The organism is Methylorubrum sp. Q1 (genome assembly GCF_004683995.1).
Lineage (GTDB): Bacteria > Pseudomonadota > Alphaproteobacteria > Rhizobiales > Beijerinckiaceae > Methylobacterium.
Genome location: NZ_SRHQ01000023.1, coordinates 45,202 through 61,270, shown reverse-complemented (window position 1 = coordinate 61,270; position 16,069 = coordinate 45,202). Strand labels below are relative to the sequence as shown.

The 16,069-nt window shown below is 67.8% G+C and carries 15 protein-coding genes; 6 read left to right on the top strand and 9 right to left on the bottom strand.

Going from position 1 to position 16,069, the window contains the following annotated elements:
- Positions 1-19: 19 nt before the first annotated feature.
- From E4V01_RS19965 to E4V01_RS19935, 7 genes are all read right to left on the bottom strand, one after another.
- Positions 20-358, bottom strand: a complete 339-nt coding sequence (locus E4V01_RS19965; RefSeq protein ID WP_135299534.1) for a cytochrome c — start codon at positions 356-358, stop codon at positions 20-22.
- Positions 359-369: 11 nt separating this feature from the next.
- A complete protein-coding gene (locus E4V01_RS19960; protein WP_135299533.1) occupies positions 370-1,575 on the bottom strand; it encodes a molybdopterin-dependent oxidoreductase in 1,206 nt (401 codons plus the stop codon).
- A gap of 56 nt (positions 1,576-1,631) precedes the next feature.
- On the bottom strand, positions 1,632-2,702 hold the full coding sequence (locus E4V01_RS19955) for a YeiH family protein (RefSeq protein WP_060772332.1): 1,071 nt from the start codon (positions 2,700-2,702) through the stop codon (positions 1,632-1,634).
- A 94-nt stretch (positions 2,703-2,796) separates the two neighbouring features.
- Positions 2,797-4,185, bottom strand: a complete 1,389-nt coding sequence (locus E4V01_RS19950) for an MFS transporter (RefSeq protein WP_135299531.1) — start codon at positions 4,183-4,185, stop codon at positions 2,797-2,799.
- A complete protein-coding gene (locus E4V01_RS19945) occupies positions 4,182-5,873 on the bottom strand; it encodes a GMC family oxidoreductase (protein WP_135299530.1) in 1,692 nt (563 codons plus the stop codon). Before E4V01_RS19945 ends, E4V01_RS19950 begins: the two co-directional genes overlap by 4 nt.
- 292 nt (positions 5,874-6,165) lie before the next feature.
- Complete coding sequence (locus E4V01_RS19940) at positions 6,166-6,378, bottom strand: hypothetical protein (RefSeq protein ID WP_135299529.1); 213 nt, start codon at positions 6,376-6,378, stop codon at positions 6,166-6,168.
- Between the two features lie 124 nt (positions 6,379-6,502).
- Complete coding sequence (locus E4V01_RS19935; protein WP_245517620.1) at positions 6,503-7,477, bottom strand: LysR substrate-binding domain-containing protein; 975 nt, start codon at positions 7,475-7,477, stop codon at positions 6,503-6,505.
- A gap of 126 nt (positions 7,478-7,603) precedes the next feature.
- On the opposite strand from E4V01_RS19935, the gene E4V01_RS19930 reads away from it, so the two are divergent.
- The 4 genes from E4V01_RS19930 to E4V01_RS19915 all read left to right on the top strand — a co-directional run bounded on the left by E4V01_RS19930 (position 7,604) and on the right by E4V01_RS19915 (position 12,543).
- Positions 7,604-8,911 (top strand): MFS transporter, encoded by a 1,308-nt coding sequence (locus E4V01_RS19930; RefSeq protein WP_060770853.1) that lies wholly within the window; start codon positions 7,604-7,606, stop codon positions 8,909-8,911.
- Positions 8,912-8,984: 73 nt separating this feature from the next.
- On the top strand, positions 8,985-10,478 hold the full coding sequence (locus tag E4V01_RS19925; protein ID WP_135299528.1) for an aldehyde dehydrogenase family protein: 1,494 nt from the start codon (positions 8,985-8,987) through the stop codon (positions 10,476-10,478).
- Positions 10,475-11,641, top strand: a complete 1,167-nt coding sequence (locus tag E4V01_RS19920; RefSeq protein WP_135299527.1) for a succinate--CoA ligase subunit beta — start codon at positions 10,475-10,477, stop codon at positions 11,639-11,641. The genes E4V01_RS19925 and E4V01_RS19920 overlap by 4 nt, the downstream gene beginning before the upstream one ends.
- Positions 11,638-12,543 carry a CoA-binding protein gene (locus tag E4V01_RS19915; RefSeq protein WP_193763246.1) on the top strand — a complete coding sequence of 302 codons (906 nt, stop codon included), beginning with the start codon at positions 11,638-11,640 and terminating at the stop codon, positions 12,541-12,543. Before E4V01_RS19920 ends, E4V01_RS19915 begins: the two co-directional genes overlap by 4 nt.
- Before the next feature lie 96 nt (positions 12,544-12,639).
- On the opposite strand, the gene E4V01_RS19910 is transcribed toward E4V01_RS19915, so the two are convergent.
- A complete protein-coding gene (locus tag E4V01_RS19910; RefSeq protein WP_060770855.1) occupies positions 12,640-12,867 on the bottom strand; it encodes a hypothetical protein in 228 nt (75 codons plus the stop codon).
- A gap of 635 nt (positions 12,868-13,502) precedes the next feature.
- On the opposite strand from E4V01_RS19910, the gene E4V01_RS19905 reads away from it, so the two are divergent.
- Both E4V01_RS19905 and E4V01_RS19900 read left to right on the top strand, forming a co-directional pair.
- Positions 13,503-13,748 carry a hypothetical protein gene (locus E4V01_RS19905; protein WP_060770856.1) on the top strand — a complete coding sequence of 82 codons (246 nt, stop codon included), beginning with the start codon at positions 13,503-13,505 and terminating at the stop codon, positions 13,746-13,748.
- Positions 13,729-15,006 (top strand): DegT/DnrJ/EryC1/StrS aminotransferase family protein, encoded by a 1,278-nt coding sequence (locus E4V01_RS19900; protein WP_083530888.1) that lies wholly within the window; start codon positions 13,729-13,731, stop codon positions 15,004-15,006. Before E4V01_RS19905 ends, E4V01_RS19900 begins: the two co-directional genes overlap by 20 nt.
- Positions 15,007-15,214: 208 nt before the next feature.
- Here E4V01_RS19900 and E4V01_RS19895 read toward each other — a convergent pair whose 3' ends face one another.
- Entirely contained in the window at positions 15,215-15,937 is a 723-nt protein-coding gene (locus E4V01_RS19895; RefSeq protein WP_135299526.1) for a recombinase family protein, read from the bottom strand.
- Positions 15,938-16,069: the final 132 nt, after the last annotated feature.

Genomic DNA, 16,069 nt, shown 5'->3' with positions numbered 1-16,069 from the left:
GAGAGGGTATCTTGGGCGATCAGTAGGTGGCCGCCAAGTAATCCGCGATGGCCTTGGCGTCGGCCTCCGCGATCGGTGCGCCGTAGACCTTGATCATCTTGGTGACTTCCGCCGACCAGAAGGCATGGCCCTTTTTGGCCGGCTGCATGGCGATGTAGTCCGGTGAGTGGCAGGTCAGGCAATGGGCCTCGGCGATCTCGGCGCCGGGGCCGGGCCGGAGCTTGGCCGTCTCCTCCGGCAGGTCGTAGGCGACCGGTCCGGCACCGGCGGTCCCGGTCGAGACGGCAAAGAGAGCCAGGGCGGCAAAGCTTGAGCAAGCCAGGCCCGGGCGGGCGGGGCGCGCAGCAGATCGTGTCATGAACCCCTCCGTCAGCGTGCGGTGACGCGCGTCGTCTCGACGACGTTGCGCAGGTAGCCGGCCGGATTCCAGAGGGCTTCGAGCGGCTGCGACTGGCCGATCCGGTTCAGCGCCCGAACCCGTAAGCGGTGCTCGCCGGCCGGAACCCTCAGGCTCGCCTCCCAGCCCCGGAAGGCGTAGCGACCCTCGTCGCGGCCGAGTCTGGCCGCGGTCCAGCTGCGCCCGTCGTCGCCGGAGACCAGCACCTCGGTGAGGCCGTAGCCGCCGTCGAAGGCGATGCCGCGCAGCAGCGTGTCGGCCCCCGCCCTGACGCTCCCGCCGTCGGGCACGTTCGTGATGAAGGAGCGGATGGTGAAGCGGTTGATCGGCACCGTCGCCGACGGCGACTTGCCGGGCTCGGTGCAGCCGCAGGCATTGGCCGGGATGCGGTAGGCCGTCTTCATCCAGAAGTTCTCGAACGTCGTGTCGAGCACCGTGATCGCGTTGAGATGCTTCAGCCAGTACGTGCCGTAATAGCCCGGTACGACGAGGCGGAGCGGGAAGCCGTTGAGGAAGGGCAGATCCTCGCCGTTCATGGCGTAGGCCAGCATCACCTCCCCGTCGCGGGCGTGGTCGAGGTCGAGCGCCTTGGCGAAGTCGGGCGTCCGCTCCAGCACCGGCCCGTCGAGGCCCTCGAACATCACCTGTCGCGCGCCGGCCTGGACGCCGGCCCGGTCGAGCACGGCCTTCAGCGGCACGCCCGTCCAGCGGGCACAGCCCATCGCGCCGTTGGCGAGTTGCCCGCCGGCGACCCGCGGCTCGAAGAAGCCGCGCGAATTGCCGGAACACTGGTTGACCGCCGTGATCTCGACCGCGTCGAACCCCTTGAGGTCCGCCAGCGACAGGGTGAGCGGCGTCTCGACCTTGCCCTTGATCTCCAGGCGGAAGGTGTCCGGGTCGATCTCGGTGGGGATGCCGGCGAGATGGTAGCGCACGAAGAATGCGTCGTTGGCCGTGATCGGGCCCTCGTCGAAGACCGAGAACGGCGTCTCCAGCTGCGGCGGCCGGCTCGTCATCTGGATCAGCGGGCGCTTGCCGGGATACGCGACGAGCGGGCGCTCGCCGTTGCCGAAGGGAAGCGTGATCTGTTCGGGCGAGGCGGCGCGGGCCCAACCGGTCGCGGCACTCGCGAGCAGGACCGTTCCGGCGCCGCCCAAGAGGGCGCGTCGGTGCATCATGGCTTCCTCCTTTTGGGGCGGATCCCGTTTCGGATCCGCCGCTTTTCCAGCACGTCTCAGCCGAGCCGAAGCAGGTGGATCAACCCGAGACTGATCAGCAGCAACGTTGCGAGCGACAGCGTCACCGCCGCGGTGACGCGCCCGCCGACGCGGCCGATCACCCGCACATCGACCCCGAGCCCGAGGGCGGCCATCGAGACCACGGTGAGGGTGCCGGCGACCCGCGTGATCGGGCCGATCGCGGCGTCTGGCACGAGGCCGAGCGAGCGGCACGCGGCGAGCACGAGGAAGCCGAGGATGAACCACGGCACCAGCTTGAACGGGTCGAACCGGCGTGCTCCGCCGGTTTCCGGCGCGCCACCGTCGAAACGCGGTGCGAGGAGCGAGAGCCCGACCACGACGGGGCCGAGCATCAGCACGCGCACGAGCTTCACCAGAGTGCCGATCTGCGTCGCCACCAGCCCGGCCGGGACGGTGGCGGCGAGAACCTGCGGCACGGCATAGACCGTGAGGCCAGCCAGAATGCCGTACTGGCCGGCGCCGAGGCCAAGCAGGGGGATCAGCAGCGGCAGGCCGAGCACCATCAGCACGCCGAGGATCGCCGTGAAGGAGATCGAGGAGGCGACGTCGTCGCTGCTGGCGCCGATGACCGGGGCGACGGCCGCGATGGCCGAGTTCCCGCAGATCGAGTTGCCGCAGGCGATCAGGATCGAGATGCGCACGGCGAGTCCGAGCAGGCGGCTGATCGCGAAGCTCGCCATGATCGTCACGACCACGGTGGCGACGATCGCCGCGAGCAGCACCGGGCCGGAGGCGACGATCGCCGCGAAGCTGATCGAGGCACCGAGCAGCATCACCGCGACTTCAAGGAGCTGTTTGGCGCTGAAGGCGATGCCCGAGCGCCAGAGCGGGCTCGGTGTCCAGAACGTCCGGATCGCCATGCCGAGGAGAATCGCGATCACCAGCGCCTCGATATAGGGGTGCTCGAACGCGCCCTCCTCGAGATGCTGCAAGCCGATCGAGACCAGCGTCACCGCAAGGCACAGCCCGATCCCCGGAGCCAGCTCCCTAAGGCGCGACATTGCGAGGCGGGGCTTCGAGGGTGTCACCAGGCGGTTCTTCTGCAGCATCGTCGGTCCTCGACGCCGATCCCGGCTTGGTCCCGGCGGCCCCATTCATAGCAAGTCTTTCTATATCTACACGCTATAGACAAACTATTTTCTATGAACTCGCCGACTTGTGGAGCATTCTTCGCATCGTCGGCGTTGCGAGAGCCGGCTCGGCGTCCAGCGCCCCCGGATCCCCGGCCAGCGGCCGTCGTGTCGCGCGCCCGATCCAGATCGCCGAGGCGGCGCTGACGAGACCGGCGAGCGCGCAATAGGCGCAGACCAGCCACGGCCGATCCGCACCGGAATATTGCAGGAGCGCGGTCGCGACGATCGGGGTCAGGCCACTCGCGAAGATGCCGGAGAATTGGTAGACGAAGGAAATTCCAGTGTAGCGTACCCGGGCCGGAAACAGTTCCGAGAACAAGGCCGCCTCCGGCCCGTAGACCGAGGCATAGAAGATCCCGAAGGGTACGATCAGCGCAAGCCAAATCGCCCCGATACTGCCGCCGCTGTTCAGGAAGATCCAGAAGGCCGGAAAGGCCGAGAAGCCGGTGAGCACCGACCCCCAGGCGTAGACGCGGGTACGGCCGAGCCGGTCCGAGAGCCAGCCGGCGATCGGAATCGTGGCGCAGAGCAGGAGCGCGGCTGATGTGACGCCGAGCAGGGCCTGGGTGCGCGGTACCTGCACGGTGCCCGTAAGATAGCCGATCGAGAAGACCGCGAAGATGTTGAAGAACACGCCGTCGATGGTGCGCGCGCCCATGCCGGCGACGACGTTGCCGGGAAAGTCCCGCATCATCGAGACGAACGGGATCGCCGCCTCGCGGTTCGTCTCCTTCACGCGGGCGAATTCGGGCGTCTCCATCACGTTGAGCCGGATGTAGGCGCCGACGGCGACGAGCACGGCGCTGAGCAGGAAGGCGAGCCGCCAACCCCAGGAGAGAAACTGTTCGTCCGTGAGTCCGTAGGACAGCCCCGCAACGACGCCGGAGGCGATGCAGAGCCCCAGCGCGAGCCCGATCTGTGGGATGCTGGCGTAGAGGCCGCGTTTCTCCGGAGGCGCATACTCGAAAGCCATCAGCACGGCTCCGCCCCACTCGCCGCCCAGCCCGATGCCCTGGACGATCCGCAGGATCAGCAGCAGGACGGGGGCGGCGACGCCGATCTGTGCATAGGTCGGCACCAGCCCGATCAGGAAGGTCGCCACGCCCATCAGCATGAGGGTGATGACCAGCATGCTCTTGCGGCCGATCCGGTCGCCGAAATGTCCGAAGATCACGCCACCGAGCGGCCGGGTGACAAAGCCGACGGCGAAGGTCGAGTAGGCGAGCAGCGTCGAGACGAGGGGATCGTCGGCTGGAAAATACAGCTTGTTCAGGACAATGCCGGCAACGACGCCGTAGAGGAAGAAGTCGTACCACTCGATCGTCGCTCCGATCAGAGCGGCCGTGACGACGCGGGCGAGGCCGCCGCGTTCGGGTGCCGTGTCGCTCGTCGTCATGCCGGGCTCCCCTCTGGCGCCGGCGCGGGGTGCCGGCTGGATGTGGTCGCCAGCGGGTCGGAGGCGACGGCGACCGCCGCTGAACCGGCCCGCGCATCGGCCAGAATCATTTCGGAGGCCTTCTCCGCGATCATGACCACGGGCGCGCTGGTGTTGCCGGAGATCAGGGTCGGCATGATCGAACAATCGACGACGCGCAGGCCGCCGATGCCGTGGACGCGCAGGCGCGCATCCGTCACCGCCATCGGGTCCGAGCCCATCTTGCACGTCCCCGAGGGGTGGAAGATCGTGGCCCCCGTCGCACGCGCGAAATCGAGCAGGGCGTCGTCGCCCTCGACCTCCGGGCCCGGCTTGACCTCTTCCGTCAGCAGCGTCCGCAGGGGGGACGTCGCGGCGAGGCGCCGAGCGAACTTGATGCCCTCGACGGTGCAGCGCCGGTCCGTCTCGGTCGCGAGGTAGTTGGCCCGCATGACGGGCGCCGCGAAGGGGTCGGCGCTGCGCAGAGTCACGCTCCCGCGGGATTCGGGGCGCAGCTGGCAGACCGAAAAGGTGCAGCCTGACCAGGGATGGGGCGCGCCGCCGGCCATATCGGCCGAGAGCGTGGCGAAGTGGAACTGCACGTCCGGCGTGCCGGGCCCGGGCATGACGCGGGTGAAAAGGCCACCCTGATTGATCCCGACGGCCAGCGGACCGCTGCGTGTCAGCAGCCAACGCAGGCCGATCCGCGCCCTCCCGAACACGGTGCGCAGGTCGTCATTCGTCGTGATCGGCTTGGCCACCTTGTACATCAGCCGGATCTGCAGGTGGTCCTGCAGGTTCGCACCGACGCCGGGTAGCGCGTGCACCAGGGGGATGTTGTGGCGCGCCACCTCCGTCTCGGGTCCGATCCCCGACAGCATGAGAAGCTGCGGGCTCTGCAGCGCACCCGCGGCCAGGATCACGTCCGTCGCGGCGCGCGCCTCGTACATCCGGCCCTTCAGCCGGTACCGGATCCCAACCGCACGGCGCCCTTCGAGGATCAGGCCGACCGCCTGCGCGCCGGTCTCGACGCGAAGGTTACGACGACCGCGCGCCGGGCGAAGATAGGCGACTGCGGTGCTGCAGCGCCGGCCCTTGCGGGTGAAGAGCTGGTAGTAGCCGACGCCCTCCTGGTCGCCCGCGTTGAAGTCCGCCGTGCGGCGGATGCCGAGCTCGCCCGCGCCGGCAATGATCGTATCGATGAGTTCGTGCCGATGCTCGATGTCGGAGCACCAGAGCGGCCCATCCGCGCCGTGGGCGGGTCCTGCGCCTTGGGAATTGTGCTCGGAGCGGATGAAGTAGGGCAGGACGTCCTTCCAGGACCAGCCCGTATTCCCGAGCGCCGCCCAGTGATCGTAGTCCTCCGCTTGGCCGCGAACGTAGATCAGGCCGTTGATCGACGAGGAGCCCCCCAGTGTCCGACCGCGCGGCCAGTAGATCCGCCGACCGTTCATGGTCGGCTCCGGTTCGGTAAAGAAGCCCCAGTTGAGGGTCTTGTGGAACATCGTCTTCCCGTAGCCGATGGGAAGGTGGATCCAGGGCGAACGATCGCGTGGACCGGCCTCCAGCATCAGCACCCGATGCCGACCATCGGCCGTGAGGCGGTTCGCAAGGACGCAACCTGCAGTCCCGCCGCCGACGATGATGAAGTCGAAGGGGCCGACAGTCATCGCCTGCACCTCGCCGCGAGCGTTTCCTCGTCTGTCATTCCGATCGAGCCCTTATGTCTCGAAAAACGGAACGTTATGTTCGATTAGATGGGGAAATGACGGAAGTGTCAATCAGGCATGCCAAGGCGGCCCACGGCGAGGCCGGAGGCGAACGAGGCGATCGGCGAGCGAGAAACGAGCGGACGCATTCCGCGAACCGCATCTGCGCGAGCCCGGATGCGTGGCGGAACGCGGACGACCGGCCCGTGGTGAGGGCCACGCTTGAGCGCCGAGGAGGAACTCGGCGCAGCGGTCAGTTGCCGGGAGAGCCGAAGTCCATTTCGGACTGCTCGTTCTTGGCGATCTCGAGCATGTGCCACTTGATGCCGGACGCAACCGATTCCATCGAGAAACCGCGCGGCACGGAGAAAGCGGGCTGCGTTGCGTGGAGTTGGCCTACGCTGCCGGCGAGATAGACTGCAACGGCAAAGGGCAGAATCTGGCGAAGACGCTCGGCGAGGGGCATGTCGATCGGATCTTGCTGCGATGCACCCTGTTCTAGCGAGCAGCATTGTGCGGCGCAACGGCGACAGCGTGTCGCCGCAACATGAGAGCCTTGCCGACAACGCGTGGAGACCCGACCGCGCGCCTCAGCGTCCAAGACTTCCAATTCCGGCGACCATGTATTCGGCGAGGTGCTCGGCGGCGGGCGTGATTCCGCTGGGTTTGCGCTGCAGAACGATCTCAAGATGAGGCATGTCGGGCAGGCCGTCGCTGCGACCGAGCCGGCGGACCTTGGGGCAGAGCGCACAGAGCGGGAAGGCCGAGACGGCCAGCCCCGCATAGACGGCCGCCTGCAGCCCGGCGATGCTGTCGCTGACGGCGGCGATGTTCCAGGACCGCCCGATCTGGCCAAGCGCATCGAGAGCGTACTGTCGATAGACACTTCCGGCCGGGAGCAGCGCGAGGGGCAGGGCTTCGTTCGACGCGACGACGTAGTCGCGCGCGGCCACCCAGACCAGCGGCTCCTCGCGCACGGCCGTGCCCCTGCCGAATTCCGGCTGGCGCGTCATCAGCGCGATGTCGATCTCCTCATGCTGGAGCGCCGCGTGGAGGTTCACGCTGCGCGAACACCGCAGTTCGATCTCGACCTGCGGATAGGCCCGCGAGAAGCCGCTCAGGACCGAGGGCAGCAGGAAGGCCGCGTAGAGATCGGGCACGCCGAGGCGGACATGGCCGGTGATATCGGGCGCCTCGAATCGCTCGCGGATCTCGTCGTTGAGACCGAGCAGGGTTCGCGCATAGCCCAGCAGCATCTCCCCCTCCCGGGTCAGGGTGAGGTGGCGGCGATCCTCCTGAAAGAGCGGTTTGGCGAGCGCCTTCTCCAGGCGCTGCATCTGGTGCGTGATCGCCGGCTGGGTGCGTCCGACCTGCCGGCCGGCCAGCGTTATACTGCCGGTTTCGACCACCGCGACGAAGGTCCTGAGGAGAGGGATCTCGAGATCCGGAATCATATCGATAAATTTCCTGCATGATCTCGATGCAGAGAATAAATTTCTCCGATGCGAAGGCAATCGGTAGGGTAAAACCGAGGCGCCGGACAAGCCATGATTCAGGACGATCAAAGATCCTGAACGATCCGACGTCTCATAGGTGAGAAACGCTCAACGAATGCATGGATACTTTGCGTGTCAGCGCGCAGTTCTACGCGCTGGCACGCAAAGTACCCCTCAATTCAGCAGGAGGGCAGAATGCTGAGGCTTGTTCGCTTCAAAGCCACAGACCGCGTGCTGCTGATCATCTGCCTGATGTACCTGGTCACCTATATCGATCGGGTCAATATCGGCACGGCCGCACCGGCGATGCAGAAGGAGCTCGGACTCACCAATTTCGAGCTCGGCCTGGCCTTCTCCGCCTTCGCCTATCCCTACGCTTTCTTTCAGATCGCCGGCGGCTGGCTCGGTGATCGTCTCGGTCCCCGCAAGACCCTGCTGATCTGCGGCGCGATCTGGTCGGCGGCCACGATCGCCATCGGCTTCGTCGAAGGCGCGATGTCGCTGGTCATCGCCCGCTTCGTCCTCGGGGTCGGCGAGGGATCGGCCTTCCCGACCGCGACGCGGGCCCTGGCGAACTGGATGGCGGCCGACCGGCGCGGCTTTGCCCAAGGGATCACCCACGCCTTCGCCCGCCTCGGCAACGCGCTGACGCCACCACTCATCGCCTTCCTCATCGTCGCGCTCTCCTGGCGCGACTCGTTCGTAATCGTCGGCCTGATCAGCTTCGCTTGGGTCGCCCTCTGGTTCTGGTACTTCCGGGACGATCCGCGCGAGCACAAGGACGTCACGCCGGAGGAGATCGCCGTCCTGCCGAAGGTGAAGATCGCGGGCGAGCGCCCGCCCGTGCCGTGGCGGCGCCTTCTCAAACGCATGCTGCCGGTGACGATGACGGACTTCTGCTATGGCTGGACGCTGTGGCTGTTCCTCAACTGGATCCCCTCCTACTTCCTTCACCAGTACCAGCTCGACATCAAGAAATCGGCGATCTTCGCGTCAGGCGTGTTCTTCGCCGGCGTGGTCGGCGATACGGTCGGGGGCGTCGTCAGCGACCGTATCCTGAAGAAGACCGGCAGCGTCTCGAAGGCCCGCGTCAGCGTGATCGTGGTCGGCTTTCTCGGCGCCTTCCTGTTCATGCTGCCGGTGCTGTTCGTAACCGATCTCGTCACCATCACGCTGTGCCTGTCCGCCGCCTTCTTCTTCGCGGAGTTGATCGTCGCGCCGATCTGGGCCGTGCCGATGGACATCGCGCCCCAGCACTCGGGCACCGCTTCCGGCTTCATGAACTTCGGCTTCGGCCTCGCCGGAATGATCTCGCCGGTGGTGTTCGGCGCGGTGATCGATGCAACCGGCCGCTGGGACCTTCCGTTCGTCGCCTCCCTCGGTCTTCTCCTTCTCGGCGCCGTGCTGGCCCTGCGCATGCGGCCGGACGAGCCCTTCCTCGACGAGGTCGAGCCAGCCCCGCCCGTCGCCACGGGTCCGGCGGCGGTCAGGCCCAGCGCCTGACCGCAGCTCTGCCGCCCGGCACCCGCCCAACCCCCGTTTTCGTCCTCGACATCCGCATGAGGAATCCCCCGCGATGCCCGTCATCGGCCTCAAGGTCCCCGAACGCCCGCACGAACCGCGCGAACAGGCTCCAACGCCTTCAAGCCGGAGCGAACCGGACTCTGTCGATGCCGTGATGGAGCGGGCGAGGGCGGCGCAGGGCGCCTTCGCTTCAGTCGATCAGGAGACCGCGGACGCCGCGGTGAGGGCCCTGGCCTGGTCCCTCTACAATCCCGACCATGCTCGCGAAGTGGCCGAACTCGCCGTGCAGGATACCGGGCTCGGCAATGTCGCCGACAAGGTTCGCAAGAAGCAGCGCAAGACCTTCGGGACCCTGCGCGACCTCCTGCGCGCGCCGTCCGTCGGCGTGATCGAGCGGGACGAGGCGAAGGGACTCGTCAAATACGCCAAGCCGATGGGCGTGATCGGCGCGGTGACGCCCTCGACCAATCCGGGCGCGACGCCGGTCAACAAGGCGATGATGGCGGTCAAGGGGCGCAATGCCATCGTCATCGCTCCGTCCCCGCTCGGCTACCGCACCACGGCCCGCATCGTCGACCTGATGCGCCGAGAACTCGCCGCGATCGGTCTGCCGGAGGATCTCGTGCAGATCCTGCCCGCGCCGATCACGAAGGACTCGACCGAGGCGCTGATGAAGGCCTGCGACCTCGTCGTGGTGACGGGCTCGCAGGACAACGTCCGCCGCGCCTATTCGAGCGGAACGCCGGCCATCGGCGTGGGGGCCGGCAACGTGCCGGTGATCATCGACGAGACCGCCGACCTCGACGCGGCGGCCGAGCGGATCCGCGACTCGAAAATCTTCGACAATTCGACCTCCTGCTCCTCGGAGAACGCTGTCGTCATCGTCGATGCAGTCTACGATGCGGCTGTCGCCGCGCTGGAGCAGGCCGGCGCCTATCTCTGCACGCCGGAGGAGCGCCGGCGCGTGATCGAGCGGCTCTGGGTCAAGGGCAAGCTCAACCGCGATCTCATCGCCCGCGACGCCGAGGTGCTGGCCGGGGCCTTCGACCTACCGGCGCAAGCCCACGCGAAAAGCTTCTTCCTCGTGGAGGAGAGCGGGGTCGGCAAGGCCTATCCGCTCTCGGGCGAGAAGCTCGCCCTCGTGCTGACCGTCTACCGCGCGAGCGACTTCGCGGCGGCCAAGGAACGGGTGCGCGAGATCTTGGAGCACCAGGGCAAGGGCCATTCCTGCGGCCTGCACACCACGGACATGGACCGCGCCCGCGAACTGGCGGAGGACCTGGAGGTCGTGCGGGTGCTCGTGAACTTCGCCCACACCTTCGGCAACGGCGGCGGCTTCAATTCCGGACTCGGCTTCACCCTCAGCATGGGCTGCGGCTCCTGGCAGAAGAACTCGATCTCCGAGAACCTGAGCTATCGCCACATGCTCAACATCACCCACCTCGTCACGCCGATCCCCGAGGACAAGCCGACCGAGATGGAGCTGTTCGGACCGCACTGGAAGCGGATCGGTCACGAAGCCGGACAGGCGGAGGCCGCACGATGAATTTCCTGGAGCACGTCGCCAAGGCGCGCGTCCTCGCGCCCGCCGGCATCCCTGTCCCGCGCGCGGTCCTGTGCCGGACGCCGGAGGAGGCGCAGGCCGCCTTCGCGGAAATCGGCCCCTGCATGGTCAAGGCCCAGGTGCCAACCGGCAAGCGCGGCAAGGCCGGCGGCATCAAGCCGGCGAATTCGGCGGAGGAGGCGCGCGGCGTCGCCGAGCGCATCCTCGGCATGCGCATCGACGACCACGCGGTCGGCTCGGTCCTGCTGGAAGAGCAGGCTCGGATCGCGCGCGAATTCTACGCGGCTGTTCTGCTCGACACCGCGGGCCGGTGCCCGCTGGTCCTCTTCTCCACGGAGGGCGGGATGGACATCGAGGAGGTCGCCGCGACGCGGCCCGATGCGCTGCGTCGACACCGCATCGATCCCGAGGCCGGCTTCGACAAGGCGGCCGCCCATGCGCTGCTGTCCGGCCTCGACCTCGCAGGCGCCGAGGATCAAATCGCCGGGATCCTGGCGGCGCTCTACGCGACGAGCGTCCGGGTCGATGCGGAGCTGATCGAGATCAATCCGCTCGCCGTTCTGGCTGACGGGCGGGCCGTCGCCCTCGACTGCAAGCTGACGCTCGACGACTCGGCCGCCTTCCGCCAGGCCGATCTCGCCGGGGAGGCGGCGGAAGAGCCGATGACCGACCTCGAGCGGGAGGGCGCGGCCAACGGCCTCAAGTTCATCCAGCTCGATGGCGATGTCGGCGTGCTGGCCAACGGCGCGGGGCTGACGATGACGACGATGGACGTCATCAGCCATTGCGGCGGGCGCCCGGCGAACTTCCTTGAGATCGGCGGCGAGGCCTACACCAAGTCGGAAGCCGCGCTGAAGCTGGTCCTGTCCAATCCCGGGGTCAAAAGCCTCGTCGTGAACTTCTGTGGCGCCTTCGCCCGCACCGACGTGATGGCCGAAGGCGTCGTCACCGCCTGGAAGCGGCTCGCCCCGGACATCCCCGTCTTCTTCTCGATCCACGGGACCGGGGAGGACGAGGCCGTGCGCCTCGTGCGCGACGGCCTCGGCCAGGAGCCCTTCGATCTGATGGAGGATGCCGTCCAGGCCGCCGTCGAGGCGGCACACGCGGCAACACGTTCGACAGCAAGCGGGGGAGCCGCACGATGATCATCTACCGCCAGTCCGCCCGCGTGCTCGTCCAGGGCATCACGGGCAAGCAGGGCACCTTCTGGACCGAGAAGATGATGGAGTGCGGCACGCAGGTCGTCGCCGGGGTCAATCCGAAGCGGGCGGGCGAGCATCATCTCGGAGTGCCGGTCTACGCCACGGCCAAGGCCGCCATGGCCGAGAGCCCGTTCGAGGCGGCGGTGATGTTCATCCCGCCGGCTATGGCCCGCGAGGCCGCCCTCGATGCGATTCATGCCGGGGCAAAAACCGTCGTCATCCTGACCGAGCACATCCCGGCCCTCGACGTCATCGCGATTCACCACGCGGCGGCGCAGCACGGGACCCGCATCATCGGGCCGAACACCGCCGGCATCGTCACGCCGGGGGAAGGGTTCGTCGGCATCATGCCGGGGCACAACCCGAACATCTTCCAGCCGGGCGAAATCGGCGTGATCTCGCGCTCGGGCAGCCTCGGGACGCTGATCTGCCTCAACCTCACCCGAGCGGGCCTCGGCCAGTCGGTCTTCCTCGGGATCGGGGGCGATCCGATGATCGGCACGACGACGCGCGACGCCCTCCAGGCGCTCGACCAGGATCCGCGGACCCGCGCAGTGGTGCTCGTCGGCGAGATCGGCGGCGCGATGGAAGAGGCGGCCGCGGAATACGCGGCCGGCATGTCGAAGTCCGTCGTGTCCTTCATCGCGGGGCGCGCCTCGCCGCCCGGCAAGAAGATGGGTCATGCCGGCGCGATCGTGTCAGGATCCATGGGGAGCTACGAGGGAAAACGCCGCGCGCTCGAAGCGGCGGGCGTCGCCGTCGCCGATACCCCGGCCGAGATTCCAAGTCTGCTCGGCCTCGGCCACAGCCAGTCCGGGCCGGCCGTCCACGCCCTCTCGGCCTGACGACCCAGCTTCGGCAGGAAGACTTTCGACGACAAAAAGGCGCCGCGCGACGACGCGCGGCGCCTTTTTGTCGTGCGGCTCTTCAACCCGTGCGGGTCAAACCCCGACGACGGTTTTCAGATGACCGAACAGCGAGGCGACGCTGTTGAGCTTCTCGCTCCAGGACGGATCGAAATAGACCGCGCGCGCGGCAACGATCGCGACGACCATGGCCCAGAACAGACCAACGCCGGAGCGCAGAGCGACCCGCGAAGCTGCGGTGTGCTCCTTGTCGCTTGCCGGCAGGACGGGCTCACCGAAGGAATCGAATTGCACGGGAGGCATGATGACCGAAGACGCTTGGAACTACAGCGGGATGTCGGTCCACCATAGCCCGAACGCAATGGTCGGGTTTTTCGTATTTCCGCTGCGGTGGAGAGACTTCTTCCAAGTGTCGATTTCAGCGGAGAATTTTTCTCCCCCGGCTGCCCCCGGCGGCCGGATCGGTCGCCGGAGACCGTGCCCGTTGAGGGTTCTCGGCCATGGTGTCGTCAGCGACATCGCCGCTCGAGTCCATCGACGGACGCCCGCCTCGCACACCCTTTCCCGAAGAGTCGCTTTTCGACGAAGGCCTTTTCGATCACGTCATGGGCCGCCTCTCGCGGTGTGGCGGCGTCGACGGTGGACTTCGAGATCCGCGTGGTCGGCATCTCAAAACATCGAATGGTCAAAAGATCTCCGGAACGCCCCGGCAATGTATGGAAACCTCCGGAGTCGTTCCTTGCGCCTCTTGCCAAGGTTGGGTTCGAGGGTGCGAATCCCTTCGCCCGCTCCGGTTTCCTCAAAAGAACGGGCCGACCGACGAAAGCCGCCGCAAGGCGGCTTTCGTCGGTTCGGGCCTGCCGCAGGAGGCCACCGCGACTTTAACGATCTGTTAGCCAAACAATTCCTAACGTCCGGCTGGCGCAGGAAGGCCGGGCATGCTCGAACATCGTACAACGCGCGCGGCCGGGGGGGCGTCCGGGAAGGCCTCAGCCGCGGAGCCGGTCGAGCGCTCCCCCGCCACGGCCGCGACCCACCGGGCATCCGGCCGCTTCGACACGGCGCGCCGCAATCTCGACCTCGCCCTCGAAGGGGCACTCGGCCGCGCCCGCTTGACCGGAGAGGGTGCTGACGCCTTCCGCGCGATGGGGAGGTGCTGGGTCGATGCGAGCCGCGCCGCTTGATCCGACACCCGAGGCAGACAGCCTCCCGTCGCTCGCTTCTCGGGGTGAGCTTCCCGTGCAGGCAACCCTGCGCCGGCTGGAGCAGGAATTCGCACGGACCCTCGACACCGCCCCGCAGATCATTCCTCAGGCGGCCTCGGAGGCAGAGGGCGCGGCCGATCCGATCTACGTCACCCGACCGTTCCTGCCGCCGCTCGAAGAGTTCGAGCCGCTGCTACGGCAGATCTGGCAGACGCGGATCCTGACCAATGGCGGCCCGTTCCATCAAGAGCTGGAAGCACGCCTGAGCGACCATCTCGGCGTGCCGCAGGTCGCCCTGTTCAACAACGCGACGACCGCGCTGATCATGGCCCTACGGGCGCTCGACCTCACGGGCGAGGTGATCACGACGCCCTATTCCTTCGTCGCGACCTCGCACGCCCTGCTCTGGAGCGGGCTCACCCCCGTCTTCGTCGACATCGACCCGGTGACCCTCAACCTCGATCCCGCCCGGATCGAAGCCGCGATCACCCCGCGCACCAGCGCGATCCTGCCGGTCCATTGCTACGGCCAGCCCTGCGACGTCGAGGCGATCGCAGGCATCGCCGCCCGACATGGTCTGAAGGTGATCTACGACGCCGCCCACGCCTTCGGCGTGTGCCATCGCGGGCAAAGCGTGCTGAACCACGGCGACCTGTCGGTCCTGAGCTTCCACGCCACCAAGGTATTCAACACCTTCGAGGGCGGCGCCATCGTCTGCGCCGATCCGGCGATGAAGGACCGGATCGACAAGCTCAAGAACTTCGGGTTCGAAGACGAGATTTCCGTGATCGAAACGGGCCTGAACGGCAAGATGAGCGAGCTGAATGCGGCGCTTGGCCTCGTCCAGCTTCGGCACATCGGCACGGTGCTGGCGCGGCGGCAGGCGATCGACGCGGCCTACCGGCAGGGATTGCAGGGCATTCCCGGCATCCGCTGCCTGGACTTCGCCGGGGAAGGCGCGGCCAACTACGCCTATTTCCCGATCCTGGTCGGCCCCGATTACCCGACCGGCCGCGACGCGCTCTACGACGCGCTCAAGCGCGACGGCATCCACCCGCGGCGCTACTTCCATCCCCTGATCTGCGACCACCCGATGTACCGGACTCTGCCGAGCGCCCGGCGCGAGGATCTGCCCGTGGCGGCCCTGGCGGCCGACCGGGTGCTCTGCCTGCCGATCTATCCCGACCTCGATCCCGCCATCGTCGCCCGGATCGTCCGGCGGATCGCCCGGCCATGACCACACTCGCGATCATTCGGCGGCACCGGCACCGTCGATGAGTTCGGCGTCTATCCGGCCTCGGTGTTCCGCACGGTTGAGACGGCGCGCGCACACGGCGCCGGCCGGACCCGCTGCGTCTCGGTTCGCTTCAACACGGTGATCGGCTACCGCGGTGAGCCGCGACAGCGGGCGCCGCAGCACTGTCGTGCGGGACATGCGGCACCGATCACCCGACGCCGGCGAGGCGCTTCTCGATCCGCGTCACCTGCATCGGGTACCAGCGGCTTCCCCGCGCCGAGGGAATGCCCAAGGCGTTGAGGGCGTTGGCGACCTGCTCCAGCGTCAGCGCGCCCGCGGCGCGGATCTCGCTGAGGATCGGCGCCACTTCCTCCGCCCGCTCCCGGCTCCGCGGCAGGGTCTCGCCCCGCCCCAGGCTCTCCGCCAGAGGGCGCGGGTCGGCGATGGATGGGCCGGCCCTGCCGGCCTGCGCACGGCGCTCGGCGGTGAAGCGCGCGTAGAACGCGCGGCGGCGGGCCAGCGTCTCGGGGGTGCGGCGCACCCCGAGCCTGTCCTCGGCCTCCGCCACCGCGGCCATGATGCCGAGGGTCGCCTCGCTGACCTCCGGGCTGTCGGCGACGGCGAAGTGCAGGTCCAGACGGCGCAGATCACGGCTCAGAGCGCGCAGGAAGCCCGGATCCTGACCTGAAGCCCCGAGTTCCGCCATGAGAAGCGTCGCGCCGTGGCGGCCGCACAGGGCCAGCGCCTCGCACAGAGCCGGCCGCTCCGCATCGGACGCGTCGGGCCCCCACTCGACGCACTCGGCAGCGAGCCGGCCGCGCCTTGCGAGGTGGCGGTCGATCGCGGCGCGCTGCGATACCAGAGCGGTTTGCGTCGCTCCCTGAACCGAAAGGGCGGGACGGAGGTAGGAAACAAAGCGGTCTGAGGACATCTGCGGTCGGCCGGTCGCGCGTCTTGGAGCGAGCACGGAGCCGGCGCAACGCCTCGGGGGTTCGCCCGGTGGCGGCGCCGTTCTGAAAACAAGCCCCGATAAGGGAAACCGGTTGTGAACGACACCTATGAT